The sequence below is a fragment of the Burkholderia sp. EMB26 genome (assembly GCF_024730645.1).
GTDB lineage: Bacteria > Pseudomonadota > Gammaproteobacteria > Burkholderiales > Burkholderiaceae > Burkholderia > Burkholderia cenocepacia.
Genome location: NZ_CP078071.1, coordinates 1,988,203 through 2,013,617, shown reverse-complemented (window position 1 = coordinate 2,013,617; position 25,415 = coordinate 1,988,203). Strand labels below are relative to the sequence as shown.

Sequence of the window (25,415 nt, the reverse complement as noted above, 5' to 3'; positions counted from 1 at the left end):
GTACCGTCGAGCGTGATACGCCACCGATCCCGCTTCTGACAGGAGGATGCTGCATGTCGATTCCGACGCGTGGCGACGGGCACGACGCCCGCGCCATCCAGATCCTGCATCGCCCCGTCTGCGACCTGCTCGGCTGCACCTGGCCGATCGTGCTCGCGGGCATGGGCGGTGTCGCGCGCGCGGAGCTCGCGAGCGCCGTGAGCGCGGCCGGCGGGTTCGGCTTTCTCGGCATGGTGCGCGAGCCGGTTGCGCTGATCCGCAGCGAAGTGCAGCGAGTACGCGCGGCGACCGATCGCCCGTTCGGCATCAATCTGATTCCCGCGTCGACGCCGCCCGATCTGCTCGATGCCCAGCTCGACGCATGCGTCGAGCTGCGCGTGCCCGTCGTCGCGCTGTTCTGGGACGTGATGCCGGCCGTCGTGCGGCGCCTGCGCGACGCGGGCGTGTGCGTGGTGCATCAGGTCGGCTCGCTCGACGATGCGCGCGCGGCCGAAGCGGCCGGGGCGCAGGCATTGATCGTGCAGGGGCGCGAGGCGGGCGGCCATGTCCGCGGCGACCGGCCGCTTGCCGCGTTGCTGCCCGACGTGATCGGTGCCGCGAACGTGCCGGTACTCGCGGCGGGCGGGATCGTCGACGGTGCGGGCGTGGCGGCCGCGATGGCGCTCGGCGTGCAGGGCGCGGTGATGGGCACGGCCTTCATCGCGACCCACGAATCGTTCGCGCATGCGTATCACAAGCAGCGCATCGTCGAGGCGCACGAAGGCGACACGCTGCTGACCGACATCTTCCACATCAACTGGCCGCGCGGCGCGAGGGTGCGCGTGCTGCCGTCGAGCGTGACGCGCGGCGAACGCGGCGATCCGTTCGGCGACGCGCGGACCGTGATCGGCGACGAGGAAGGGCGGCCGATCTATCTGTTCAGCACCGATTCGCCGCTGCGCACGATGACCGGCGATGTCGAGGCGATGGCGCTGTATGCGGGCACGGGCGCGGGGCGGATCGAGGCGGTCGAGATGGCCGGCGACGTGTTGCAGCGGATCGTCGCCGGCGCGGCCGCGATACTCGACAAAGGCGGCGCGGGGACGCCGGCTGTCGCCGTCGACGAGCGCGAACACGAGCGCCGCGCCGCGTTGCTGGCTACGCTCGACGAATTGCTGGCAGCCGAGCGCGCGGGTGCGCGCGTCGCGTCCGAGACGGCGACCGAGGTGACCGACGATACCGAGCTGCATCGGCTGATCGCCCGTATCCGCCAGGACGAGGCGCACTGGTGCAGCGTGCTCGTCGACGCGATCCGGTCGCTCGACGCGGTGCCGACGCGCGCGACCGGCGCGTTCTATGAGAAGGCGATGGCGATCGACGATCTGGCGGAGCGGATGGCGTTCCTGAATCGCGGCCAACGCTGGGTCGTGCGCAAGCTGCAGACCTTGCTGCCGACGCTCGCCGATCCGGACATTCACCATGCGCTGTCGTTGATGCTGGTCGCGCACGAGAAGAATATCGGGGCGGTGGACGTGCGGCTGCGCGGCGGCGCGGGCGGGGCGCAACCGGCGCGGTAACCGCTAGAATTGCGGTTTTCGCCCGGAATACGTCCATGTCTTTTGCCTCGCTTGGCCTGATCGAGCCGTTGCTGCGTAACCTGCAGGGCCTCAATTACCAGACACCCACGCCGGTGCAGGCCAAGGCGATTCCCGCCGTGCTCGGCGGCAAGGACGTGATGGCCGCGGCCCAGACCGGCACCGGCAAGACGGCCGGTTTTGCGCTGCCGCTGTTGCAACGGCTGGTGCAACACGGCCCGGCGGTATCCAGCAACCGCGCGCGCGTGCTGGTGCTGGTGCCCACGCGCGAACTGGCCGAACAGGTGCTGCAAAGCTTCGTCGAATACGGCAAGGGCCTCGATCTGCGGTTTCTGGCCGCCTACGGCGGGGTGAGCATCAATCCTCAGATGATGAAGCTGCGCAAGGGCGTCGACGTGCTCGTGGCGACGCCGGGCCGCTTGCTCGACCTCAATCGCCAGAACGCGGTGCAGTTCGATCAGGTGCAGACGCTGGTGCTCGACGAAGCCGACCGCATGCTCGATCTCGGCTTCGCGCGCGAACTCGACGCGGTCTTTGCCGCGTTGCCCGCCAAGCGCCAGACATTGCTGTTCTCCGCCACGTTCTCCGACGAGATCCGCACGATGGCGGCGGGCATTCTGCGCAGCCCGGTCGATATCAGCGTCAGCGCGCCCAACGCCACGGCCAGCAAGATCAAGCAATGGGTGGTGACGGTCGACAAGCGGAACAAGCCGGACCTGTTCATGCATCTGGTGGCGCAAAACAAGTGGGAGCACGCGCTGGTGTTCGTCAAGACCCGCAATGGCGTCGATTATCTGGCGGTGATGCTGGAGAAAGCCGGCTATGCGGTCGACACGATCCACGGCGACAAGCCGCAACCCGCGCGTTTGCGGGCGCTGGAGCGTTTCAAGGCGGGCGAAGTGCAGATGCTGGTCGCCACCGATGTGGCGGCGCGCGGACTGGATATCGACGATCTGCCGCTCGTGATCAACGTCGATCTGCCGATCGTCGCGCAAGACTATGTGCACCGTATCGGCCGCACCGGCCGCGCGGGCGCCAGCGGCGTGGCGGTATCCCTCGTATGCGCCGATGAAGCGCCGCAACTGGCCGCGATCGAAGCGCTGATCCGGCAGACGCTGCGGCGCGAAGAAGAGCCGGGTTTCGAAGCCGAGCATCGCGTGCCGGAAACCAGCGCGACGGGCCAGATCATCAAGAAACCGAAAAAGCCGAAGAAGCCCAAGGTGCCGCAAGCCGCGCCGGTCGCGAGGCAAACGCCGGGCAAGAAGCCGCATACGCCGAGCAACGACGGCAGGCGCAAGCCGGGGGCGCAGCATGCGACGGCCGCTGGTGCCGGTAAAGGTCCGGACTACACCATCGGCAGCCCGTTCAGCGTGCAGAAGCCGCGCAGCAAGCCAGCCGGGAAGGCGGGGGCGGCGAAGCCCGCCGGGAAATCCGCCGGTGGGCGCGGCAAACCGGGCAAACCGTCCAGGTAGGCCGAATCTTCCTGTCCGGGGTGCCGAGACGATTGAATCGTCCGATGCAGTGGACGAATGCGGATGGTTGGAAGCAGCGCGGCCGGTTTTCTCGTTGCCGGCCTGAAACCGGCCGCGACCCGGCCTTCCCGGCGTGACCGACGATGTGCGATGACTGAAGTGAGAGAGGGAATGACGACGACATTCGACGAGGCGACAACGGCGGCGATCGCCGCGTTTGCCCAACTGGATTTGTACACGGCCGTGCAAGCAATGCGCGCCGAGGCCGATTATGACCACGAGCGGGACCAGTGGATCACGCGCTATATCGACGAGCACGGCGGCGGCGTGGACGATGCCGAGTACGACGCCTTGCATGCTCAGGCGCAGGCAACGCCGGAATACGCGCACTTCATCGATGGGGTTCGCCAAGAAATCCTCGAATACTTCGGCGTGACCGACGATCAACTGGACTGCATGATCGTGCTGCGCGAGGACGACAGCGATGCGCTGTGGGCGGAGGTCAACCGCCAGCGGAGCGCGCTGGGAACCGGTGAAGTGCGCGGCGATCTCTGACAGGCCCGTCATTCGCCGGTACTGTGGGTGGGTCATTCGAGCATGTCGATTCCACCCGGGTATCGGATGCTCGCCTATCGGTCTTCTCGCGCAAGTCGCAGCAAGACGTCGGCGAGGGCCCGAATTTTCGGTTGTGCCGCACGTTGGGGCGGATAGACGAGGAAGTACGAAAGGCCGTCTCGAGCCACGTCCTCGAACGGCGTCACCAGCGATCCGGCGCGGAGCCGGTCTCTTGCCATTCGCGGGTCGCCGATTGCAACGCCGTGTCCTTCCATCGATGCCGCGAGCGTCAATTCGAGGGTATCGAATACGAGTCCGCGTCCCGCATCGACCTGGCGTGCCCCGACATGATCGAGCCAGCACTTCCATTCCGCGTGGCTGGGCCCGGGATGGAGCAATTCGACCTGCGCAAGGTCGGCAACGGATCGCAGTGAGGTTGCCAAGGCGGGCGCGCACATCGGCGTGAGCATCTCGGCAAACAGCGGGATCGCCTCCATACCGGTCCATTGCCCCGTGCCGCGCACGACGACGGCATCGACGTCGGACGTCGTGAAATCCGGCGTGTCGTCCGCGGATGTCGAGATACGAAGCTCCGTTCCGCTCATCGCGCGCTGGATGTCCGGCAGCCGCGGGAGCAGCCAGCGAACGGCGAACGTGGAAGGCAGCTTCAACGTGAGCACCGAGGTCGCCCGTGCATGGACGTCCGCGTGCCGAACCAATTGCGTGAGCACGTTGACCGCGACCGTCAGCAGTGCATTCCCTTCCGCCGTCAACGTCAGCCCCGATACGTGGCGCACGAAGAGTGCGCATCGGTAATGCGTTTCCAGCTGCTGTATCTGGCGGCTGACCGCACCTTGCGTCCGGCATAGGTGGTCCGCCGCCTTGCTGATGCTGCCCAGCTGCGCCGCGGCGACGAACGACTGAATCGCCGCCAACGGCGGGAGCGGCCGCGTCAGGTCGGCCAGCGGATATGCATGCGCCGCATACCCGGATTGCAAATTTTTCGATTGTTCGGTCATCGGGGCGTCGCTATCGTGCGTCTACCGGATGCCCTGTTCTTGCGAGTGAACGGGGTCGTCAACGAATGATCGGAGGATAGTCTTGGGCTCAACGTCGGGATCACTATATACGCAACAGGTTCGCGCCTACCTTCGGGAACTGGAGCGAGGCGATGTCGGCGCCATCTGCGCGCTATTTACGCCGGACGCGCGGATTTTCTCGCCATTTCTCGGCTGGATGCAGCCTGAGCCCTTCTTTTCGAAGGTCGCTGCCGCGTCGGGAGAAAGCAGGATTACGCCGATCGATATCTGCGTCAGCACGAGTGGCGCTCGCCGTGCGACCGGTTACTTCATCTACGACTGGGGCCTGAAAGACGGCTCGGCGGCGCGCTTCGAGTGCGTCGACGTATTCGAGTTCGACGTCGCGGGGCTCATCGAACGAATGATCATCGTCTACGACACCCATCCGATTCGCAGTACGGTCGGCGACAAGTACGCGTAGCCGAATCGATGTCGAGCAAAGTCGCGCCCAGACGTCCAGGCGCGTCGAAACCGGCAGTCAGCTGCGCGTTTAATCGGTTGGCGGCATTGGAGCCTGGATGGCGGGCCAAGGTCGCCAACCGACATCGCCCCAATCTGCAAAGCATGAAAAAAGCCCGCCGAAGCGGGCAACCTCACGATGCGGAGGGGGAGATTCGAAACGCGAGCGGCGCGCGTTCAGCCTTTCGTCGCGCCGAACGTGAGCCCCGCGACGAAATGCTTCTGCATTGCGAAGAACATCGCGACCGACGGCAGCGCGGCGAGAATCGACCCGGCCGAGACGAGGTTCCAGGAAGTCGTCCATTGCCCTTTCAGCGCGGCGACGCCCGCCGTGATCGGCGCCGCCTCGTCGCCTTGCGTAAGGCACAGCGCCCAGAAGTAATCGTTCCACACGAACGTGAACACGAGAATCGCGAGCGCGGCCAGCGCCGGCCGGATCAGCGGCAGCACGATCCGCCAGAACACCGTCCATTCGCCCGCGCCTTCGATGCGCGCCGCCTCGATCAGCTCGAACGGCAGCTGCTTGATGAAGTTGCGCAGGAACAGCGTGCAGAACCCCGTCTGAAATGCGACGTGGAACAGGATCAGCGCTTCGACGGTATTGAACACGCCGAGCCGCAGCGACAGGTCGCGCACCGGAATCATCAGCACCTGCACCGGCACGAAGTTGCCGGCGACGAACGTGCCGAACAGCGCGGTATTGCCGCGAAACCGGTAGGTCGCGAGCGCGAAGCCGGCCATCGCCGCGAGCGCGATCGAGCCGATGACCGACGGCACGGTGATCTGCACGCTGTTCCAGAAGTAATGCAGCATCGGCGACGTGGTCAGCGCATCGCGATAGTTCTCGATCATCGCGAAGCGGCGCGGCCAGCCCCAGTAGTGGCCTTCGACGAGTTCCTCCGTCGAGCGCACCGACGTGACGAACACCGCGATCATCGGCAGCAGCCAGATCGCGAGCGCGACGGGCAGCGACAGCTTGTACAGCCGGCGCGATACCGGCTTCCAGTGGGCAACGGGTGTCGGAAACATGATGAGTGGGCTCCCGAAAGGTCACTGCTCGTTGCGCAGCATGCGGCGCAACTGGAACACGATGTAGACGAGCATGATCGCGAACAGCACGACCGCGATCGACGCGGAATAGCCGAGCCGGTAGTACTTGATCGCCTGGTCGTACATGTAATACGCAAGCACGGTCGAGCTTTCGAACGGGCCGCCGCCCGTCATCACCGAGATCAGGTCGAAGCTGCGCAGCGCGCCGATCACGGTGACGACGATTGCCATGAAGGTGGTCGGCCGCAGTTGCGGCAGCACGACGTGCCACAGCAGCGCGAAGCCGCGCGCGCCTTCCATCCGCGCGGCTTCGATCTGTTCCGGGTTGATCGACGTGAGGCCGGTCAGGTACAGGATCATGCAGTACGCCGTCTGCGGCCACAGCGCCGCGAACACCACGCCGAGCGTCGCATAGCGTGCGTCGCCGAGCACCGGGATGCCGTGCCCGGCGATGAGCGCGAGCAGCCCGAAAGTCGGATCGTAGAACCACGAGAAGATCAGCCCGACGACCACGCCCGACAGCACGAACGGCGCGAAGAACAGCGACTTCACGAGCCGGATGCCGCCGACCGCCTGGTTCAGGTACAGCGCGAGCGCGAGGCCGAGCGGCGGTGCGAGCATGAACAGCACGAGCCAGATCACGTTGTTGCGCAGCGCGGTGTAGAACGTCGGCGCCTGCAGCAGCTCAGCATAGTTCGCGAGCCCGACGAAGGTGCGCTCGGTCATCCCGTCCCAGTTGTACAGGCTCAGCCACAACGTCGACAGGATCGGCCAGATCACATAAATGGCAACCATTGCGCAGGCCGGCGCGAGAAACAGCCACGCGGCGCGCCGTTGCCGCCGCACGGCGGGCGACGGCCGGCGCGCGGGCAACGCGGTGGTGGACGGGCCGCGCGGCGGCGGTGCGGTGCCGGCGGGCGGGGTGGACGTGATCGGACTGGACACGGCAAGCCTCCTGAACGGACACGGCGGCGCGCGGCCGCCGGTTGGGTCACGCGGTCACTTCTTGTAGATCCGCTTGCGGGTCTGTTCGAGTTGCGCGAGCACCGTATCGAGCTGCGCGGGATTCGCGAGGAACTGCTGCATGCCCTTCATCCCTTCGTCGGCCATTTCCTTGGTCATGTCGCGGTCGTAGAACTGCGCGACGCCGCCCTTCGTGTCGGCGAGGATCCGGAAGCCGATGCGCGAGATCGGATCGGCCGGCTCGGGCGACTTGCTGTTGGCCGACAGCGAGCCGAGCCCTTCGGCGAGCTTCGCGCCCATCTCGGGCGTTTCGACGAACGCGAGGAACGTGTGCGCATCGGCCTTGTTCTTCGCCTTGGTCGGGATGTGCAGCGATTCGACCGGGCCGTCCTCGGCGGTCGGCACCTTCGGGTCGATGATCGGAAAGCGGTAGTAACCCATTTCCGGCTTCACGTTCGGCGGGAAACCGGCCGCGATGAAGGTGCCCATCAGCATCATCGCGGCCTTGCCCTGGAACAGGAACGGCTGCGCGCCGTCGAGATCGTAGGACAGCGCGTTGTCGATGAAGTAGCCCGAGTCGATCAGCGATTTCCACGTCGTGTAGACCTTCTTCACGCGCGGGTCGGTGTACGGCACGTCGCCGGCCATCAGTTGCTGATGGAACGCGTTGCCGTTCAGGCGCAGGTCGAGATAGTCGAACCAGCCGGCGAGCGTCCACGCGTCGCGGCCGCCGATCGCGATCGGCGTGATGCCGGCCGCCTTCAGTTTCTTGCACGCATCGAGAAACTGGTCCCACGTCTTCGGCTCGTCGGCGATGCCGACCTTGCGGAACAGGTCCTTGCGGTAGAACAGCCCCCACGAGTAGTAGACGGTCGGCGCCGCGTACTGCTTGCCGTTATAGGACGACGCGCCGCGCGTCGACGCATACATCGCATCCCAGCCGTTCTTCGTCCAGTCGCCGCTCAGGTCCTCGAACAGCCCGCGCTTCGCGTAGTACGCCATCCGTTCGCCCGCATGCCAGTTCACGACGTCCGGCGCGACGGTGGTGAGCCACGCCGGGAGCTGCACCTTGTACGCTTCCTCGTCGACGAAGGTCGGCTTCACGTCGATGTCGGGATGCGCCTTGTGGAACGCTTCGATCGTCGACTGCCAGACCGCGCGCTGGCTCGCGCCCTTGAACGCGATGTTGATGGTCAGCGTGCCGGCATCGGCGGGCGCCGTCGTGCCGAGCGACGCGAAGGCGACCGCGGCGGCCGTGGCGAGCCGGGCGGCGGCGCGAAGGGGGCGATGTGTCATGGTGTCTCCAGTCCTGTGTGTCGTTGTGCGTGCCCGGCGCGTCGCGGCGCCGGTGAGGGGTTACGAACGGCTTCGATACACGGCTACGTCCTGCGGTCCGACCTGCGCGGCGCCGAACACGAACGCCGACGGCGGTATCGCGTCGATCGTGTGCGGCGTGCTGCCGTAGTTGAACACGTAGGTCAGGCCGCCGCGGCGGCTCACGCGTACGCCGTCGGGCAGCGGTGTCGGCGCGAGGCCCGCTTCGGCCGCGACATCGGCGAACAGGCGCATGGTGGTCGCGTCGTCGAACAGCGCGGCCCAGTAATGCAGCGCGCCATGCGACACGCAGGCGGGATGACCGTCGGCGAAGCGCGCATGCACGACGCTGCGCGTGTCGTCGTGCAGTTCGACGAAGTCGCGCCAGTGGCGCGCCGCGCCCGCGAGCGGCGAGCCGTCGCGCAGCGCGCCGTCGATCCGTTCGGTCAGGTTCGGCCGCAGCGATTCGACGCGCCACACGCGTACCGGCAGGATCGACGCGAGCGGGCCGGGCGGCAGCGCCGGCGGAATCTGCAGGTCGACGGTTTTCGAGCCGGTGCGCGGCCCGAACACCACATGGGCGCTCGATGCGGCGAGCCGTGACGCGAAATCATCCGGCACGATCGGCAGCGGCGGCACCACGACGACGCGGTAGCCGTCGAGCGGCGCGTGCGCGGACACGATGTCGACGTCGAGGCCGAGCGCGCGCAGCGCCGAGTAGTACTCGAACGCGAAACGCGGGTAGTGGAAATCGGCACCCTGCGGCTGCACTTCGAACAGCCACTTCGCCTCGTAGTCGAACACCAGCGCAACGGGCGCGCGCACCGCGCCGTCCGCATCCGCGCCGGCGTCGTGCACGGTCGCGATCTCGCGCGCGACGCGCTGCGCTTCGCGGCCGCCTTCGTCGAGCTTGTCGTCGGGCGTGTGCAGCCCCGCGTGCATCTGTTCCTGCGCGAACGGCGCCTGCCGCCAGCGGAAGTAGGACACGCAGCCGGCGCCGTGCGCGAACGCCTCCCAGCTCCACAGCCGCACCATGCCCGGCAGCGGCGCGGGGTTCCACTGCGCCCAGTTCACGGGCCCCGGCTGCTGTTCCATCACCCAGAACGGCAGCTGCGACATGCCGCGATACAGGTCGTGATTGAACGACGCGAAATCCGGATGGCCGGTGCGCAGCCAGCGCGCCTTCACGTCGGGCGCGAACCATTGCTCCTCCAGCGCGCCGAGCGGGTAGCTGTCCCACGTCGCGATGTCGAGGTCGCGGGCGACCTCGTAGTGATCGAACTCGGTGAACAGCTGCATGAAGTTGTGCGCGACCGGCCGGCCCGGCGAGTGTGCGCGGATCACGTCGACCTGCATCCGGTGATAGCGCGCGAGCTCGTCGGACGCAAAGCGTCGGTAGTCGAGGCGATGCGACGGATGGGCTTCGGTCACGGTGCCCACCGGCGCGTCGACTTCGTCGAAATGGCGATACTCCATGCTCCAGAACACGGTGCCCCATGCACGGTTCAGCGCGTCGATCGTGCCGTAGCGCGCCTTCAGCCATTCGCGGAAGCGCACGAGCGCGGCCGGCGAGTAGCTGACGACGGTCTGGTGGCAGCCGAGCTCGTTGTCGGTCTGCCAGTAGCGCACGGCCGGATGGCGGCCGTAGCGCTCGGCGACCGCCGTGCAGATCTGGCGCGACGCTTCGAGATAGGTCGGCGACGAGAAATCGTAGTGGCGGCGCGAGCCGAACGCGCGCGGCCGGCCGTCCGCGCCGATCGCGAGGATGTCGGGATGACGGTCGACCAGCCATTTCGGCGGCGTCGCGGTCGGCGTGCACATCACGATCTCGAGGCCGGCCGCGCCGAGCACGTCGACCGCACGGTCGAGCCAGCCCCAGTCGTATTCGCCCGGCGACGGCTCGATGCGGCTCCATGCGAATTCGGCGATCCGCACCTGCTCGATGCCGAGCGTTTTCATCCGGCGGGCGTCGTCGGCCCACATCGATTCCGGCCAGTGTTCCGGGTAGTAGCAGACTCCGAGGCGCATGCCGATCCTTATGCGTAGTGGTGAACGTGGACGTCGGCGCACGCGGGCACCGCGCGGCCGTCTTCGGTAAACAGATGGCAGGCCGCGGCCGGCGCGTGCACGTGCACGCGTTCGCCGGTGCGCACCTGCGCGTCGCCGGGCACCTTCGCGATCAGCGGCGTCGCGTCGGGCAGGCCGGGCGAATCGAGGTGCACGTAGGTCTGTTCGCCCAGGCGTTCGACGAGCGCGACGTCGCGCGCGAGCGTCGTTGCGTCGGCCGCGGCGCCGAGCGTCAGGTGTTCGGGACGGACGCCGAGCGTCACGGCGGCGCCGGCGCTCAGCGCCGAGCCGTCACGCGGCAGCGCGAAGGTTTCGCCGGACGGCACCAGCTTGACGGTCGTGCGCTGCGCGTCGCACGCAGTCACGACGGCCGGCAGGAAGTTCATCCGCGGCGAGCCGATGAAGCCCGCGACGAAGCGGCTGGCCGGGTGGTGGTAAAGGTCGAGCGGCGCGCCGACCTGCGCGATGCTGCCGTGCTGCGCGGTATCCGCGCCGGCGTGCAGCAGCACGATCTTGTCGGCGAGCGTCATCGCCTCGGTCTGGTCGTGCGTCACGTAGACGACGCTCGCGCGTTCGAACTGCCGGTGCAGCCGCGCGATCTCGATGCGGGTCTGGCCGCGCAGCGCCGCGTCGAGATTGGACAGCGGTTCGTCGAACAGGAACACGCCGGGCTCGCGCACGATCGCGCGGCCGATCGCGACGCGCTGCCGCTGGCCGCCCGACAGCGCCTTCGGCTTGCGTTCGAGCAGCGTGTCGAGCTGCAGGATGCGCGCGGCGTCGCGCACCTTCCGGTCGATCTCGGCTTTCGGCACGCGCGCGAGCTTCAGCCCGAACGCCATGTTCTCGTACACCGTCATGTGCGGAAACAGCGCGTAGCTCTGGAACACCATCGCGACGCCGCGCTCGGCGGCCGGCACGTCGTCGACGCGGCGGCCGTCGATCGACAACTCGCCCGCGCTCAGATCCTCGAGCCCGGCGATCATGCGCAACAGGGTCGACTTCCCGCATCCGGACGGCCCGAGAAACACGCAGAACTCGTGCGCGCCGATCTCCAGATCGACGTCGCGAATGACCGGCGCGTGCTCGCCATAGGCTTTCTGCACGCGTCGCATCGAGATGCTCGCCATTGTCTCCGCTCCATGTTTTAATGCGCCACACTGCTTGATTAAGCGCTTAATCATCGCGATCAAAAAAAGGGGCGATGCGATCGCGGCCGAGTCGCGCCCGTCGGTCGGGCGGCAGGGTGTGCGGCGATAGTGCGCCGCTTCGGTGAGCGAAGCAAATATTGGATCGACGTCTCATATAGTGAGCAAACGATGGCAACTCTGGATGAAGTGGCGCGCCGCGCCGGCGTGACGGCCGCGACGGTGTCGAACGTGCTGCGCGATCGCGGCCGGGTCGGCGACGCGACGCGGGCGCGGGTGCTCGAAGCGGTCGACGCGCTCGGGTATCGGCCGCACCTCGCCGCGCGGGCGCTGGCGGAAGGGCGCGCGCCGACGGTCGCGCTGATGGTATCGAGCATCGCGAACCCGTTCTATCCGGAGTTCGCGCTGGCGGTCGAGCGCGCGGTGCGCCGCAACGGGCAGTTCCTGATCGTCTGCAATACGAACGAAGATCCGTTGCAGGGGCGCGCGTATCTCGACCAGATCGCCGGCACGATCTCCGAAGGGATTCTCGTGACCAATGCGAACCTGCACCTGCCGGACCTGCTCGACGTCGCGCGGCGTGGCGTGCCGGTCGTGCTGTGCCTGTGGGAGCGGCCCGACGCGCCGCCCGATGGGTTGCCGTGCGTCGCGATCGATTTCCGCGAGGCGGGACGGATCGCGACGCGGCATCTGCTCGAACTCGGTCACGAGACAATCGGCGTGATCGTCGGCGGCGCGGCGAGCGGCGTGCAGGCGGCGCGCTACGACGGCTTCGTCGACGTGATGCGCGATGCGGGGCTCGACGCGTCGATCGTCGCGGCCGAGCGTGATTCGATCGAAGGCGGGCTGCGTGCGGCGGGCCGGCTGCTCGATGCGCACCCGCGCTTGACCGCGCTGGTCGCGACCAACGACCTGCCGGCGATCGGCGCGATGCATGCGGCGGCCGATCGTGGCCGGCGCGTGCCCGACGATCTGTCGATCGTCGGCATCACCGACATTCATCTCGCGCGCGACACGCGGCCCACGCTGACGACCGTCGCGATCCCCACCGCCGAAGCGGCCGGCCTCGCAGTCGAGCTGCTCAATACGCTGCGCGAGGCGGGCGGGCAGGGCGACGACGCGTCGCGCGTGCGGGTCGCGTCGCTGCCGACGCTGACGGTGCGCGGCACGACCGGGCCGGTGCCGCGCGCGGCATGACGAAACGCGAGCGGTAGCCCGCCGGCTTCAGCCGCCTTCGACGAGCCGCAGCACGATGCGCCGGGCCGAATCGAGATGCGCGACGGTCATCGCGCGGGCGCCGCGGGCATCGCGTTCGAGGCACGCCTGCAGGATATCGTCGTGTTCGACCTGGAACGACGGGGTATCCGCGAGCAGCGTGGCCTGCAGGCGCTCGTAACGTTCGACCTGGCCGCGCAGTTCGGCGATCGACTTCAACTGCCGCGCGTTGCCGCAGCGCGAATACAGCAACGCGTGGAATTCGCGGTTCAGTTCGCCTTGCCGGCGTGGCACGGTTGCATCGCCGAGCAGCCGATGCACGAGTTCGGCGCGGGCGAGCGTTTCGTCGTCGAGCCGCTTCACGCTGCGGTAGATCGCATCGCCTTCGAGCAGCACGCGCAGATCGTAGATTTCCTGCACGTCCGACGCGCTCAGCATGCGCACGACGGCGCCGCGATTCCGGAAGATGTCGAGCAAGCCCTCGCGTTCCAGCCGCTGGATCGCCTCGCGCATCGGAATCCGGCTGATGCCGAAGCGCTCGGCCAGATCGCGCTCGACGAGCCGCTCGCCGGCCGCCAGTTCGCCGTTGATGATCATGTCGCGCAGCGACGCGGCGATCGCGTCCGCCGTGGAGTCGAGTTTGGCTTCCATGCCTGCCTGTTTCGTCATTTTGGAATAATGGTATACCAAACGGCCATCCAGTGCCACAATGGCGATCATCGGCGGGCGTCACGCAACGGCGTCCGGCCCGGTCGAGGCAACCGACATCAATGGAGAGCGAGATGGCATCGGGCGAACACCAGTATCGCGTCGCAGTGGAGTGGACGGGCAATCGTGGCACCGGCACGTCGGGGTATCGCGAGTACGGGCGCGATCATGTGATCCGCGCAGGCTCCAAGCCGGATATTCCCGGCTCGTCGGACCCGGCGTTTCGCGGCGACGCGGCGCGCTGGAACCCTGAAGACCTGCTGCTCGCGTCGGCATCGGCGTGCCACAAGCTGTGGTATCTGCACCTGTGTTCGGAAGCCGGCATCCGCGTGCTGGCCTATGTCGACCACGCGGAAGGCACGATGCTCGACGGCGCCGAAGCGGGTCGCTTCACCGAAATCGTGCTGCGCCCGCAGGTGACGATCCGGGCCGGCGACGATCGTGAACGCGCGGCGCAGCTGCATCACGATGCGCATGCGAAGTGTTATATCGCGAATTCGGTCAATTTTCCGATTCGGTGCGAGCCGGTGATCGAGGTTGCCGCGGCGTAGAAAACCGCGGCTGCGTCGTCACAGCGCGACCCCATAAACCTCCCGCGCCGCGGCCCGAATCGCCTCGACCATCACCGTCACCGCCGGCGAATGCAGCCGGTCGGTGCGCGTGATGATCCCGAAATCGTCCATCCGGCAATCCATCTCCAGCGGCAGCATCGTGACGATCCCGTGCCGCGCGTAGTAGCGCGCGACGTCCTCGGCGAGCACCGCGATCATGTCGCTCTGTTCGAGCAGTTGCGTGATGAACAGCAGCGCCGACGTTTCGACGAGGTTCGCCGGCGGCGCGAGGCTCGCGCGCTGGAACACGAGTTCGAAGCGGTGCCGCAGCACGCTGCCGGCCGGCGGCACGACCCACGCGGCGCGCTGGACGTCCGCGAGCGCCAGCGGCGCTTGCGCGAGCAGCGGATGGCCGGGCCGCACGACCGCGGCCACCGATTCGCCGGTCAGCGGCTCGTAGCGCAGGCGCAGCTTGTCGTGTTCGGCGGACAGCCGGCCGAGCACGATGTCGATCTTTTCCTGCGCGAGATGTTCGAGCAGCACGTTGCTGGTGTCGATCTCGACCGACACGTGCAGGCCCGCATGCGTGCCCTTCACCGCGGCGACGGCCGGCGGCACGAGCCGCAGGGCCGGCGACGTGATCGCCCCCACCGCCACGTGGCCGAGATGGCCGGCCTTCAGCGCGGCCAGCTCCTCGCGTGCCTGGTCGAGGCTGCCGAGCGCCGCGCGCGCGTGGCGGATCAGCGCGTCGCCGTACAGCGTCGGCCGCATCCCGCGCGGCAGACGCTCGAACAGCACCGCGCCGATCGATTCCTCGAGTTCGCGCAGCAGCTTCGACGCGGCCGGCTGCGTCATGTTCAGCGCGGCCGCCGCGCGGTGGATGCTGCCTTCGTCGGCGAGCGCGACGACCAGCAGCAACTGGCGCGTCTTCAGGCGGGCGCGGTTTCCCCACGGACTGGCTTCGGTCATCGTACGGGTTTATATCGATATCGGAATCGATATCGTAATCGCCAAAAACGTCATTAGCCAGTTATCAAAATTCTGCCTAGACTGCGCCGGTATCCCGTCACCACAGGACTGACGATGTCGGCAACAAAACCCAGGCTGCGCTCCGCCCAATGGTTCGGCACGAACGACAAGAACGGCTTCATGTACCGGAGCTGGATGAAGAACCAGGGCATTCCCGATCACGAATTCGACGGCCGGCCGATCATCGGCATCTGCAATACGTGGTCCGAACTGACGCCGTGCAACGCGCACTTCCGCAAGCTCGCCGAGCACGTGAAGCGCGGGATTTCGGAAGCGGGCGGCTTCCCGGTCGAGTTCCCGGTGTTCTCGAACGGCGAATCGAACCTGCGGCCGTCGGCGATGCTCACGCGCAACCTCGCGTCGATGGACGTCGAGGAAGCGATCCGCGGCAACCCGATCGACGCGGTCGTGCTGCTCGCCGGCTGCGACAAGACGACGCCCGCGCTGCTGATGGGCGCGGCAAGCTGCGACGTGCCGGCGATCGTCGTGTCGGGCGGCCCGATGCTCAACGGCAAGCTCGAAGGCAAGAACATCGGTTCGGGCACGGCCGTGTGGCAACTGCACGAAGCGCTGAAGGCCGGCGAGATCGACCTGCATCACTTCCTGTCGGCCGAAGCCGGGATGTCGCGCTCGGCCGGCACCTGCAACACGATGGGCACCGCGTCGACGATGGCGTGCATGGCCGAGGCGCTCGGCGTCGCGCTGCCGCACAACGCGGCGATTCCGGCCGTCGATTCGCGCCGCTACGTGCTCGCACACATGTCGGGCATCCGCATCGTCGAGATGGCGCTCGAAGGGCTCGTGCTGTCGAAGGTCCTGACGCGTGCGGCGTTCGAGAACGCGATCCGCGCGAATGCGGCGATCGGCGGCTCGACCAACGCGGTGATCCACCTGAAGGCGATCGCCGGCCGCATCGGCGTGCCGCTCGAACTGGAAGACTGGATGCGTATCGGCCGCGACACGCCGACGATCGTCGACCTGATGCCGTCGGGGCGCTTCCTGATGGAGGAGTTCTATTACGCGGGCGGGCTGCCGGCCGTGCTGCGCCGGCTCGGCGAAGGCGGGCTGCTGCCGCACCCGGACGCGCTGACGGTCAACGGCAAATCGCTGTGGGACAACGTGCGCGAAGCGCCGAACTACGACGACGAGGTGATTCGTCCGCTCGACCGGCCGCTGATCGCGGACGGCGGGATTTGCATCCTGCGCGGCAATCTCGCGCCGCGCGGCGCGGTGCTGAAACCGTCGGCGGCGAGCCCCGAACTGCTCAAGCATCGCGGCCGCGCGGTGGTGTTCGAGAACCTCGACCACTACAAGGCGACGATCAACGACGAAGCGCTCGACGTCGACGCGAGCTCGGTGATGGTGCTGAAGAACTGCGGGCCGCGCGGCTATCCGGGCATGGCCGAGGTCGGCAACATGGGGCTGCCGCCGAAGCTGCTGCGCCAGGGCGTGAAGGACATGGTGCGGATTTCCGACGCACGGATGAGCGGCACCGCGTACGGCACGGTCGTGCTGCACGTCGCGCCGGAAGCGGCCGCTGGCGGGCCGCTCGCCGCGGTGCGCAACGGCGACTGGATCGAACTGGACTGCGAGGCCGGCACGCTGCATCTCGACATTCCGGATGAAGAGTTGCAGCGCCGCCTGTCCGACGTCGATCCGACCGCGGCGCCGGGCGTGGCCGGCCAGCTCGGCAAGGGCGGCTACGCGCGGCTGTATATCGATCACGTGCTGCAGGCGGACGAGGGGTGCGACCTCGACTTCCTGGTCGGCACGCGCGGCGCGGACGTGCCGAGCCATTCGCATTGAGCAGGCGGGCGGCGCGACCTGCGTCGCCGCCGGTTGCGGGCCTTCCCGGCCCGCGCTTCATGAAACCGTGAACGCATGACGGCCGGCGACAACCGGGCCGAAGCAGGACGCGAACCATGACATCGAGCAGCACGCCGCGCTATCGCGGCATCTTTCCCGTCGTTCCGACGACGTTTGCCGATACCGGCGAGCTCGACCTCGCGAGCCAGAAGCGCGCGGTCGATTTCATGATCGACGCCGGCTCGGACGGGCTGTGTATCCTCGCGAACTTCTCCGAGCAGTTCGCGATCACCGACGACGAACGCGACGTGCTCACGCGCATGATCCTCGAGCACGTGGCCGGCCGCGTGCCGGTGATCGTCACGACGTCGCACTACAGCACGCAGGTGTGCGCGGCGCGCAGCCTGCGCGCGCAGCAGCTCGGCGCCGCGATGGTGATGATGATGCCGCCGTATCACGGCGCGACGTTCCGCGTGCCGGAAGCGCAGATCTTCGACTTCTATGCGCGCGTGTCGGATGCCATCGACATTCCGATCATGATCCAGGATGCGCCCGCGAGCGGCACCGCGCTGTCCGCGCCGTTCCTCGCCCGGATGGCGCGCGAGATCGAGCAGGTCGCGTACTTCAAGATCGAGACGCCGGGCGCGGCGAACAAGCTGCGCGAGCTGATCCGGCTCGGCGGTGACGCGATCGAGGGGCCGTGGGATGGCGAGGAAGCGATCACGCTGCTCGCCGACCTCCATGCGGGCGCGACCGGCGCGATGACGGGCGGCGGCTTCCCGGACGGCATCCGGCCGATCCTCGAAGCGTTCCGCGAAGGGCGGCACGACGATGCGTTCGCGCATTACCAGGCGTGGCTGCCGCTGATCAATCACGAGAACCGCCAGTCCGGGATCCTCACCGCGAAGGCGCTGATGCGCGAAGGCGGCGTGATCGCGTGCGAGCGGCCGCGGCATCCGATGCCGGAACTGCACCCGGACACGCGCGCGGAATTGCTCGCGATCGCGCGCCGGCTCGATCCGCTCGTGCTGCGCTGGGCGCGCTGAGCGATTCGCGAAGGAGAAAGGCACGATGAGTGAACCGATTTCGCTGGGCGTCGTCGGGATCGGCAAGATCGCACGCGACCAGCATCTGCCGGCGATCGCCGCCGAACCGGGCTTCGCGCTGACCGCATGCGCGAGCCGTCACGCGGAAGTCACGGGCGTACGCAACTACTCCGACCTGCGCGCGCTGCTCGCCGCCGAACCCGAACTCGACGCGGTGTCGCTGTGCGCGCCGCCGCAGGTGCGCTACGCGCAGGCGCGCGCCGCGCTCGAAGCCGGCAAGCACGTGATGCTCGAGAAGCCGCCGGGCGCGACGCTCGGCGAAGTGGCCGCGCTGGACGCGCTGGCCCGCGAGCGCGGCCTCACGCTGTTCGCGACCTGGCATTCGCGTTGCGCGAGCGCGGTCGAGCCCGCGCGCGCATGGCTCGCGCACCGCACGATCCGCGCGGTGCAGGTGCGCTGGAAGGAAGACGTGCGGCGCTGGCATCCGGGGCAGCAGTGGATCTGGGAGCCGGGCGGCCTCGGCGTGTTCGATCCGGGCATCAATGCGCTGTCGATCGTCACGCGCATCCTGCCGCGCGAACTCGTGCTGCGCGAGGCGACGCTCATCGTGCCGAGCGACGTGCAGACGCCGATCGCGGCCGAACTCGATTGCGCGGATACCGACGGCGTGCCGGTGCGCGCGGAATTCGACTGGCGCCACGGCCCCGTCGAGCAATGGGAGATCGCGGTCGACACGGCCGACGGCGTGCTCGCGATCAGCCGCGGCGGCGCGCAATTGTCGATCGCCGGCGAGCCGGTCGAGATCGGACCCGAACGCGAATACCCGGCACTGTATGCGCACTTCCATGCGCTGATCGCGCGTGGCGAAAGCGACGTCGACGTGCGGCCGCTTCGGCTCGTCGCCGATGCCTTCCTGTTCGGCCGGCGCGTGCAGACCGACGCGTTCGGCCGCTGAACCTGCGCGCGCGCTTCGGTACGACGAAGCGCGCGCGACGAATGATTGATTACGGCACACATCACGGCATCAGCCGATACAAAGGAGACACCCATGAACCGCACGACTCACACGATTCGCCGCCATACCCTGCGCGCGCTGCTGGTCGCGCTCTGCATCGCGCCGCTCGGCATGCAGGGCGCCGCGCACGCCGACGCGCCGCTGAAGATCGGCTTCCTCGTGAAGATGCCGGAGCAGGCGTGGTTCATCAACGAGCAGAACGCGGCGTCCGCGCTCGGCCAGAAGGAGAATTTCTCGGTCGTGAAGATCGGCACGCCGGACGGCGAGAAGGTACTGGCCGCGATCGACAACCTCGGTTCGCAGGGCGCGCAGGGCTTCGTGATCTGCGCGCCGGACGTGCGCCTCGGGCCGGCGATCGCGTCGCGCGCGAAGCGCTACAACATGAAGTTCGTGACGGTCGACGACCAGCTCGTCGATTCGAGCGGCAAGCCGCTGCCGAACGTGCCGCACCTCGGGATGTCGGCGACCAAGATCGGCAACCAGGTCGGCCAGGCGATCGCCGACGAGATGAAGCGGCGCGGCTGGAAGCCGGAAGAAGTCGGCGCGCTGCGCGTGACCAACTACGAGCTGCCGACCGCGAAGCTGCGCACCGACGGCGCGACGCAGGCGCTGCTCGCGAACGGCTTCCGCAAGGAAAACATCTTCGACGCGCCGCAGAAGACCACCGACGACGAAGGCGGCTTCAGTGCGGCGGCGCCGGTGCTCGCGCGCCATCCGAACGTGAAGAAATGGGTGATCTACGCGCTGAACGAGGAAACCGTGCTCGGCGCGGTGCGCGCGACCGAACAGCTGCACATCCCGGCGGCCGACGTGATCGGCGTCGGCATCAACGGCGCGGGCGAGGCGTTCGCCGAGTTCCAGAAGAAGGAGCCGACCGGCTTCTACGGGACGATCGCGGTCAGCTCGACGAACCACGGCAAGGACAGCACGCAGAACCTCGTCGACTGGATCCGCAACGGCAAGACGCCGCCGGCCGACACGCAGACGAGCGGCAAGCTGATGACGCGCGCGAACTGGCAGGCCGTGCGCGCCGAACTCGGTATCTGAGCGGGGCGAGGCGAGAACGCGATGACGATGCAGACGATCACGGCCGCGTCCGGCCACGACGCCGAAGCGGGCATGCGGCCGGACGGCCCGCTGCTCGCGCTCGACGGCATCACGGTGACGTTTCCGGGCGTGCGGGCGCTCGACGCGGTGTCGCTGTCGGTGCGCGCGGGCGAGGTGCACGGGCTGATGGGCGAGAACGGCGCGGGGAAATCGACGCTGCTGAAGGTGCTGTCCGGCGTGAACCAGCCGCAGGCCGGCACGCTGACGCTGAACGGCACGGCGCAGCGCTTCGCGTCGACGCGCGCGGCGCTCGAGGCCGGCATCGCGATCATCTACCAGGAACTGCATCTGGTGCCCGAGCTGACGGTCGCGGAAAACCTGATGCTCGGGCAATTGCCGAGCCGGCTCGGCGTGGTCGACGAGCGCACGCTCGCCGCGCGCGCGCTCGATGCGCTGGAGCGGCTCGGCGAGCACATCGATCCGGGCATCCCGGTGAAGTATCTGTCGATCGGCCAGCGCCAGATGATCGAGATCGGCAAGGCGCTGATGCGCGACGCGCGCGTGATCGCGTTCGACGAACCGACGAGTTCGCTGTCCGCGCGCGAAACCACGCAGCTGTTCCGGATCATCCGCGCGCTGCGCGCGGAAGGCCGCGCGATCATCTACGTCACGCACCGGATGGAGGAGGTCTATGAACTGTGCGACCGCGTGACGGTGTTTCGCGACGGTCGCCGCATCGACACGTTCGATTCCGTCGCCGATCTCGACCGCGACCGGCTGATCGGCTGCATGGTCGGCCGTTCGATCGAGGACGTGTACGGCTACCGGCCGCGTGCGGCCGGCGACGTGCTGATCGAAGCGAAGGGGCTGGCGGGGCCGGGGCTGGCCGAGCCCGTGTCGTTCACCGCGCGGCGCGGCGAGATCGTCGGCTTCTTCGGGCTCGTCGGCGCGGGCCGCTCCGAGCTGATGAAGCTGCTGTACGGCGCGGTGCGACCGAGCGCCGGGCACGTCGAGCTGAACGGCAAGCGGGTGGCGTTCGGCAGCCCGCGCGACGCGGTGCGCGCCGGCATCGCGCTGTGCCCGGAAGACCGCAAGCAGGAAGGCATCGTCGCGATCGCGTCGGTGGCCGACAACCTGAACATCAGTGCGCGCCGTCATTTCAGCCCGGCGCGCGTGCTGCTCGACGGGCGGCGCGAACGCGAGCTCGCGCAGCAATACATCGAGCGCCTCGCGATCAAGACCCGCGACGGCGACACGCCGATCGGCGCGCTGTCGGGCGGCAACCAGCAGAAGGTCGTGCTCGCGCGCTGGCTGGCCGAGCGCATCGACGTGTTCCTGATGGACGAGCCGACGCGCGGTATCGACGTCGGCGCGCGCGCGGAAATCTACAACCTGTTCTACGAACTCGCGGAAGCGGGCCGCACCGTGATCCTCGTGTCGAGCGATCTGGCCGAGGTGATCGGCGTGTCGGACCGCATCGTCGTGATGAAGGAAGGACGGGTCGCGGGCGAGGTCGCGAAGGCGCACGCGACGCCCGATGCGCTGATCAAGCTCGCGCTGCCGCGCTAGCGGCGTGCTGTTCAACCGGAAAGCAAGTGAACTGATATGAGCCAGGCAATGCAACCCCAACGTACTTCCCCGTCCCCGGATGCCGCGGCCGCGGCCACGCCCGCGCGGCCACGCGGCGGCGTGTGGCAGCTGATCAACCGCTCCGGCATCGTGATGGTGTTTCTCGTGCTGTTCGCGGTGCTGTCGATGACCGTGCCGGACTTCCTCACGCCGCGCAACATCCAGGGCCTGTTGCTGTCGGTCACGCTGATCGGCTCGATCGCGGTGACGATGATGTTCGTGCTCGCGCTCGGCGAGGTCGACCTGTCGGTCGCGTCGATCGTCGCGTTCTCGGGCGTCGTCGCGTCGACGCTGATCACCGCGACGCACAGCGTCGTGCTGGGTATCGCGGCCGGCGTGCTCGCCGGTGGGGCGGTCGGGCTCGTGAACGGCGTGCTGATCGCACGCTACCGGATCAACTCGCTGATCGTCACGCTCGCGATGATGGAAGTCGTGCGCGGGCTCGCGTTCATCACGTCGAACGGCGACGCGGTGATGATCTCGGAAGAGCGCTTCTTCGATCTCGGCGGCGGGTCGTTCCTCGGTATTTCGTATCCGATCTGGAGCAACATCGTCGGCTTCGTCGTGTTCGGTTTCCTGCTGCGCAAGACGGTGTTCGGCAAGAACGTGCTGGCCGTCGGCGGCAACGGCGAGGCGGCGCTGCTCGCGGGGCTGCCGGTGATGCGCATCAAGATCGCCGTGTTCGTGCTGCAAGGGCTCGTGACGGGCTTCGCCGGTGTAATGCTCGCATCGCGGATGAGCCTCGGCGACCCGAAGACGTCGGTCGGCCTCGAACTCGGCGTGATCTCCGCGTGCGTGCTCGGCGGCGTGTCGCTGACGGGCGGCGTCGCGACGATCTCCGGCGTGCTGGTCGGCGTGCTGATCATGGGCTCCGTGCAGGACGCGATGAGCCTGCTGAACGTGCCGACGTTTTACCAATATCTGATACGCGGCGGAATTCTGTTGCTCGCGGTGCTGTTCGACCAGTATCGTCGCAACCAGCGGCGCGCGATGAAGATCTGATTTCGGTGATGGCGCGGCCGCCCGCGAACGCGACAGATCAGACATCGGGAGACGGCATGCAACAGACTCATCCGGCCGCGTCGGCGACGCTGCTGGCCGACAGCCGCAACACGCTCGGCGAAGGCGCGACGTGGTGCGACAGGACGCACGCGCTGTATTGGGTGGACATCGAAGGCGCGCGGCTGTGGCGCTGCCGCGCGGACGGCTCGGACCTCGCGCAGTGGGCGATGCCCGAACGGCTCGCGTGCTTCGCGCTGACCGACGAGCCGGACGTGCTGCTCGTCGGGCTCGCGACCCATCTCGCGTTCTTCGACCTGCGCAGCGGCGCGTTCACGCGGATCGTCGACGTCGAGCCCGACTTGCCGACGCGGCTCAACGACGGGCGCTGCGACGGGGCCGGCGCATTCGTGTTCGGGATGAAGGACGAAGGCGCCGAACCGCCGCGCGCGGTCGGCGGGTTCTATCGCCTCAATCCCGACCTCACGCTCGAACGGCTCGCGTTGCCGCCGGCCGCGATCGCGAACAGCATCGGGTTCTCGCCGGACGGTTCGAAAATGTATTTCTGCGATTCGCTGGTGCGCGAGATTTTCGTGTGCGATTACCGTGCGGGTGGCGACGTCGCGAACGTGCGGCCGTTCGCGCGGCTGATCGATGCCAATGGCGATCCGGACGGGTCGATCGTCGATCGCGACGGTGGGCTGTGGAATGCGCAGTGGGGCGGCAGGCGCGTGGTGCGTTATGGGCCGGACGGGGTCGAGACGGATCGCGTTGAAGTGCCGACCGCGCAGCCGAGCTGCGTTGCGATCGACGGTGAAGGCCGGCTGTATGTGACGAGTGCGCGTGTTGACCTGAGCGATGACGCGCTGGCCGGCGATGTGCACGCGGGCGGCGTGTTCGTCGCGCAGACGCGCTACGCGGGGCTGCCGACCGCGCGGTTCGCGGGCCGGCGCGCGTCGCACGGCTGACCGCCGCAGCCGACCGCGCGTACCGCGCGTGTCGCGTACAACCGGACAGAACGACGTTTCGCGTGCTGGTAAGATGGCTCGCAATTCCATCCAGCACGCGCCATGAGTTCCACCCCGACCAAGCCCGCCCGTTCGAAACCCGCCGCGAAGGACGCCGCCCGCGCCACGGGCGACAAGCCGAAAGCGCGCGTGCAACAACGTCTGACCTACGTGATCGGCGGCCTCGACAGGCTGCTGCGCCGTCACATGACCGACGCGCTCGCGCCGCTCGGCATCACGCTCGCGCAATACACGGCGCTGTCGGTGCTCGAGGCGCGCGGCGCATCGTCGAACGCGCAACTGGCCGAGCGCTCGTGGATCACGCCGCAATCGGCGAACGAGGTGATGAGCGTGATGGCCGCCCGCGGTTTCGTCACGCGCGAAGCCGACCCGTCGCACGGCCGCATCATCCTGCTGAAGCTGACCGACGCAGGCGCGGCGATGCTGCGCGAATGCGAAGCCGTGCTGCGCCCGCTCGAGGCCCGCATGCTGGGCGACATCCCGGCCGACGACGCCGCGCACGTGCAGCGCGCGCTCGAACTGTTCTCGCGCAACCTGCGCGGCTGAGCGCCTCCCCGATTTTCACGACGCGGGCCCGTTCGGCCCGTGCGCGCTTCGTCCGCGCCATCGGCGATCGCTCGACCGCTCCCTGATTTCCCCGCCGCATTCTCCGGTTTCCGCTCCGGGTTTACACCGGCGCTCGTGCCGCTTGCAATATCAGGTAGCCTGATATTAAATGAAGTCGTCCGCAGCACGCAGGCTGCGCACCGAATCGCACTGGAAACGAACGACAGGAACAGACATGAGCAAGTACGACAACCGCTGGCAGACCGTTGAAGTGAAAGTGGAGGCCGGCATCGCGTGGGTGACGTTGAATCGCCCCGAGAAGCGCAACGCAATGAGCCCCACGCTGAACCAGGAGATGCTTCAGGTGCTCGACGCGGTCGAGTTCGACGACGAGGCGAAGGTGCTCGTGCTGACCGGCGCGGGGGCCGCATGGACGGCCGGCATGGATCTGAAGGAGTATTTCCGCGAGATCGACGGCGGCCCGGACGCGTTGCAGGAAAAGGTGCGCCGCGACGCATCGGAATGGCAGTGGCGCCGCCTGCGGATGTACGGCAAGCCGACCATCGCGATGGTGAACGGCTGGTGCTTCGGCGGCGGGTTCTCGCCGCTCGTCGCGTGTGACCTCGCGATCGCGGCCGACGAAGCGGTGTTCGGGCTGTCGGAGATCAACTGGGGCATCCCGCCCGGCAACCTCGTCAGCAAGGCGATGGCCGACACGGTCGGACACCGCCGCGCGCTGCACTACATCATGACCGGCGACACGTTCACCGGCGTCGAAGCAGCGGAGATGGGCCTCGTGAACAGCAGCGTGCCGCTCGCCGGGCTGCGCGACGCGACGATCGCGCTCGCGGCACGGCTGATGGACAAGAACCCGGTCGTGCTGCGCGCGGCGAAGCACGGCTTCAAGCGCTCGCGCGAACTCACGTGGGAGCAGTGCGAGGATTACCTGTATGCGAAGCTCGACCAGGCGCAACTGCGCGACCCGGAGCGCGGCCGCGAACAGGGGCTGAAGCAGTTCCTCGACGACAAGGCGATCAAGCCGGGTCTGCAAGCCTACAAGCGCTGATACAAGCGCGGACGCAGCCGCCGGCTTCCCCGCCGGCGTAATCGCAAGAGAC

23 protein-coding genes are annotated in these 25,415 nt (G+C 67.9%); 15 read left to right on the top strand and 8 right to left on the bottom strand.

The window, feature by feature from the left end:
* Window positions 1-53 precede the first annotated feature (53 nt).
* From KU887_RS25830 to KU887_RS25820, 3 genes are all read left to right on the top strand, one after another.
* The gene (locus tag KU887_RS25830) at window positions 54-1,556 is read left to right on the top strand and encodes a nitronate monooxygenase (protein ID WP_258255907.1); all 1,503 of its coding nucleotides are present in this window, start codon (window positions 54-56) and stop codon (window positions 1,554-1,556) included.
* 35 nt (window positions 1,557-1,591) lie between these two features.
* Window positions 1,592-3,046: a DEAD/DEAH box helicase gene (locus KU887_RS25825; RefSeq protein WP_034203122.1), complete on the top strand. Its 1,455-nt coding sequence runs from the start codon at window positions 1,592-1,594 to the stop codon at window positions 3,044-3,046.
* Window positions 3,047-3,217: 171 nt separating this feature from the next.
* Window positions 3,218-3,601 carry a hypothetical protein gene (locus KU887_RS25820; protein WP_006493972.1) on the top strand — a complete coding sequence of 128 codons (384 nt, stop codon included), beginning with the start codon at window positions 3,218-3,220 and terminating at the stop codon, window positions 3,599-3,601.
* Between the two features lie 74 nt (window positions 3,602-3,675).
* On the opposite strand, the gene KU887_RS25815 is transcribed toward KU887_RS25820, so the two are convergent.
* Complete coding sequence (locus KU887_RS25815) at window positions 3,676-4,620, bottom strand: LysR substrate-binding domain-containing protein (RefSeq protein ID WP_034203124.1); 945 nt, start codon at window positions 4,618-4,620, stop codon at window positions 3,676-3,678.
* Window positions 4,621-4,702: 82 nt separating this feature from the next.
* On the opposite strand from KU887_RS25815, the gene KU887_RS25810 reads away from it, so the two are divergent.
* Window positions 4,703-5,101, top strand: a complete 399-nt coding sequence (locus KU887_RS25810) for a nuclear transport factor 2 family protein (protein ID WP_171983974.1) — start codon at window positions 4,703-4,705, stop codon at window positions 5,099-5,101.
* Window positions 5,102-5,316: 215 nt separating this feature from the next.
* Here KU887_RS25810 and KU887_RS25805 read toward each other — a convergent pair whose 3' ends face one another.
* Genes KU887_RS25805 through KU887_RS25785 form a run of 5 tightly spaced genes read right to left on the bottom strand, consistent with a single transcriptional unit; the run spans window position 5,317 to window position 11,660 of the window.
* Complete coding sequence (locus KU887_RS25805) at window positions 5,317-6,168, bottom strand: carbohydrate ABC transporter permease (RefSeq protein WP_212157506.1); 852 nt, start codon at window positions 6,166-6,168, stop codon at window positions 5,317-5,319.
* A 21-nt stretch (window positions 6,169-6,189) separates the two neighbouring features.
* Window positions 6,190-7,134 (bottom strand): carbohydrate ABC transporter permease, encoded by a 945-nt coding sequence (locus KU887_RS25800; RefSeq protein WP_006494288.1) that lies wholly within the window; start codon window positions 7,132-7,134, stop codon window positions 6,190-6,192.
* A 54-nt stretch (window positions 7,135-7,188) separates the two neighbouring features.
* Window positions 7,189-8,448, bottom strand: coding sequence for an ABC transporter substrate-binding protein (locus KU887_RS25795; protein ID WP_058902445.1), 1,260 nt, complete (start codon window positions 8,446-8,448; stop codon window positions 7,189-7,191).
* Between the two features lie 60 nt (window positions 8,449-8,508).
* Window positions 8,509-10,494, bottom strand: a complete 1,986-nt coding sequence (locus tag KU887_RS25790) for a beta-galactosidase (RefSeq protein WP_060266808.1) — start codon at window positions 10,492-10,494, stop codon at window positions 8,509-8,511.
* Between the two features lie 8 nt (window positions 10,495-10,502).
* A complete protein-coding gene (locus tag KU887_RS25785; RefSeq protein ID WP_006485100.1) occupies window positions 10,503-11,660 on the bottom strand; it encodes an ABC transporter ATP-binding protein in 1,158 nt (385 codons plus the stop codon).
* A gap of 189 nt (window positions 11,661-11,849) precedes the next feature.
* Between KU887_RS25785 and KU887_RS25780 the strand changes: the two genes are divergently transcribed.
* On the top strand, window positions 11,850-12,875 hold the full coding sequence (locus KU887_RS25780; protein WP_048988860.1) for a LacI family DNA-binding transcriptional regulator: 1,026 nt from the start codon (window positions 11,850-11,852) through the stop codon (window positions 12,873-12,875).
* 27 nt (window positions 12,876-12,902) lie between these two features.
* Here KU887_RS25780 and KU887_RS25775 read toward each other — a convergent pair whose 3' ends face one another.
* Window positions 12,903-13,544 (bottom strand): GntR family transcriptional regulator, encoded by a 642-nt coding sequence (locus KU887_RS25775; RefSeq protein WP_171983973.1) that lies wholly within the window; start codon window positions 13,542-13,544, stop codon window positions 12,903-12,905.
* Window positions 13,545-13,675: 131 nt separating this feature from the next.
* On the opposite strand from KU887_RS25775, the gene KU887_RS25770 reads away from it, so the two are divergent.
* A complete protein-coding gene (locus tag KU887_RS25770; RefSeq protein ID WP_006485099.1) occupies window positions 13,676-14,152 on the top strand; it encodes an OsmC family protein in 477 nt (158 codons plus the stop codon).
* An 18-nt stretch (window positions 14,153-14,170) separates the two neighbouring features.
* Here KU887_RS25770 and KU887_RS25765 read toward each other — a convergent pair whose 3' ends face one another.
* Window positions 14,171-15,121, bottom strand: coding sequence for a LysR family transcriptional regulator (locus tag KU887_RS25765; protein ID WP_006485089.1), 951 nt, complete (start codon window positions 15,119-15,121; stop codon window positions 14,171-14,173).
* Between the two features lie 114 nt (window positions 15,122-15,235).
* On the opposite strand from KU887_RS25765, the gene KU887_RS25760 reads away from it, so the two are divergent.
* The 9 genes from KU887_RS25760 to KU887_RS25720 all read left to right on the top strand — a co-directional run bounded on the left by KU887_RS25760 (window position 15,236) and on the right by KU887_RS25720 (window position 25,363).
* On the top strand, window positions 15,236-16,987 hold the full coding sequence (locus tag KU887_RS25760) for an IlvD/Edd family dehydratase (RefSeq protein WP_006485093.1): 1,752 nt from the start codon (window positions 15,236-15,238) through the stop codon (window positions 16,985-16,987).
* 116 nt (window positions 16,988-17,103) lie between these two features.
* Window positions 17,104-18,033, top strand: a complete 930-nt coding sequence (locus KU887_RS25755; protein ID WP_258255899.1) for a dihydrodipicolinate synthase family protein — start codon at window positions 17,104-17,106, stop codon at window positions 18,031-18,033.
* Between the two features lie 25 nt (window positions 18,034-18,058).
* Window positions 18,059-18,988: a Gfo/Idh/MocA family protein gene (locus KU887_RS25750; protein WP_060266820.1), complete on the top strand. Its 930-nt coding sequence runs from the start codon at window positions 18,059-18,061 to the stop codon at window positions 18,986-18,988.
* 93 nt (window positions 18,989-19,081) lie between these two features.
* Window positions 19,082-20,095: an arabinose ABC transporter substrate-binding protein gene (locus tag KU887_RS25745; RefSeq protein WP_080323057.1), complete on the top strand. Its 1,014-nt coding sequence runs from the start codon at window positions 19,082-19,084 to the stop codon at window positions 20,093-20,095.
* A gap of 21 nt (window positions 20,096-20,116) precedes the next feature.
* Window positions 20,117-21,664, top strand: a complete 1,548-nt coding sequence (araG, locus tag KU887_RS25740; RefSeq protein ID WP_048988855.1) for an L-arabinose ABC transporter ATP-binding protein AraG — start codon at window positions 20,117-20,119, stop codon at window positions 21,662-21,664.
* Between the two features lie 36 nt (window positions 21,665-21,700).
* Window positions 21,701-22,726, top strand: a complete 1,026-nt coding sequence (araH, locus tag KU887_RS25735) for an L-arabinose ABC transporter permease AraH (RefSeq protein ID WP_006485094.1) — start codon at window positions 21,701-21,703, stop codon at window positions 22,724-22,726.
* A 56-nt stretch (window positions 22,727-22,782) separates the two neighbouring features.
* Window positions 22,783-23,691 carry an SMP-30/gluconolactonase/LRE family protein gene (locus KU887_RS25730; RefSeq protein ID WP_048988851.1) on the top strand — a complete coding sequence of 303 codons (909 nt, stop codon included), beginning with the start codon at window positions 22,783-22,785 and terminating at the stop codon, window positions 23,689-23,691.
* Window positions 23,692-23,793: 102 nt separating this feature from the next.
* Window positions 23,794-24,297: a MarR family winged helix-turn-helix transcriptional regulator gene (locus KU887_RS25725; RefSeq protein WP_034203131.1), complete on the top strand. Its 504-nt coding sequence runs from the start codon at window positions 23,794-23,796 to the stop codon at window positions 24,295-24,297.
* 235 nt (window positions 24,298-24,532) lie between these two features.
* A complete protein-coding gene (locus KU887_RS25720; RefSeq protein ID WP_006494300.1) occupies window positions 24,533-25,363 on the top strand; it encodes a p-hydroxycinnamoyl CoA hydratase/lyase in 831 nt (276 codons plus the stop codon).
* Window positions 25,364-25,415 lie beyond the last annotated feature (52 nt).

Coding starts and splice junctions, on each gene's coding strand:
- KU887_RS25830 (WP_258255907.1), top strand. CDS start 54: ATGTCGATTCCGACGCGTGGCGACGGGCACGACGCCCGCGCCATCCAG.
- KU887_RS25825 (WP_034203122.1), top strand. CDS start 1,592: ATGTCTTTTGCCTCGCTTGGCCTGATCGAGCCGTTGCTGCGTAACCTG.
- KU887_RS25820 (WP_006493972.1), top strand. CDS start 3,218: ATGACGACGACATTCGACGAGGCGACAACGGCGGCGATCGCCGCGTTT.
- KU887_RS25815 (WP_034203124.1), bottom strand. CDS start 4,620: ATGACCGAACAATCGAAAAATTTGCAATCCGGGTATGCGGCGCATGCA.
- KU887_RS25805 (WP_212157506.1), bottom strand. CDS start 6,168: ATGTTTCCGACACCCGTTGCCCACTGGAAGCCGGTATCGCGCCGGCTG.
- KU887_RS25795 (WP_058902445.1), bottom strand. CDS start 8,448: ATGACACATCGCCCCCTTCGCGCCGCCGCCCGGCTCGCCACGGCCGCC.
- KU887_RS25790 (WP_060266808.1), bottom strand. CDS start 10,494: ATGCGCCTCGGAGTCTGCTACTACCCGGAACACTGGCCGGAATCGATG.
- KU887_RS25785 (WP_006485100.1), bottom strand. CDS start 11,660: ATGGCGAGCATCTCGATGCGACGCGTGCAGAAAGCCTATGGCGAGCAC.
- KU887_RS25780 (WP_048988860.1), top strand. CDS start 11,850: ATGGCAACTCTGGATGAAGTGGCGCGCCGCGCCGGCGTGACGGCCGCG.
- KU887_RS25775 (WP_171983973.1), bottom strand. CDS start 13,544: ATGGAAGCCAAACTCGACTCCACGGCGGACGCGATCGCCGCGTCGCTG.
- KU887_RS25770 (WP_006485099.1), top strand. CDS start 13,676: ATGGCATCGGGCGAACACCAGTATCGCGTCGCAGTGGAGTGGACGGGC.
- KU887_RS25765 (WP_006485089.1), bottom strand. CDS start 15,121: ATGACCGAAGCCAGTCCGTGGGGAAACCGCGCCCGCCTGAAGACGCGC.
- KU887_RS25760 (WP_006485093.1), top strand. CDS start 15,236: ATGTCGGCAACAAAACCCAGGCTGCGCTCCGCCCAATGGTTCGGCACG.
- KU887_RS25755 (WP_258255899.1), top strand. CDS start 17,104: ATGACATCGAGCAGCACGCCGCGCTATCGCGGCATCTTTCCCGTCGTT.
- KU887_RS25750 (WP_060266820.1), top strand. CDS start 18,059: ATGAGTGAACCGATTTCGCTGGGCGTCGTCGGGATCGGCAAGATCGCA.
- KU887_RS25745 (WP_080323057.1), top strand. CDS start 19,082: ATGAACCGCACGACTCACACGATTCGCCGCCATACCCTGCGCGCGCTG.
- araG (WP_048988855.1), top strand. CDS start 20,117: ATGACGATGCAGACGATCACGGCCGCGTCCGGCCACGACGCCGAAGCG.
- araH (WP_006485094.1), top strand. CDS start 21,701: ATGAGCCAGGCAATGCAACCCCAACGTACTTCCCCGTCCCCGGATGCC.
- KU887_RS25730 (WP_048988851.1), top strand. CDS start 22,783: ATGCAACAGACTCATCCGGCCGCGTCGGCGACGCTGCTGGCCGACAGC.
- KU887_RS25725 (WP_034203131.1), top strand. CDS start 23,794: ATGAGTTCCACCCCGACCAAGCCCGCCCGTTCGAAACCCGCCGCGAAG.
- KU887_RS25720 (WP_006494300.1), top strand. CDS start 24,533: ATGAGCAAGTACGACAACCGCTGGCAGACCGTTGAAGTGAAAGTGGAG.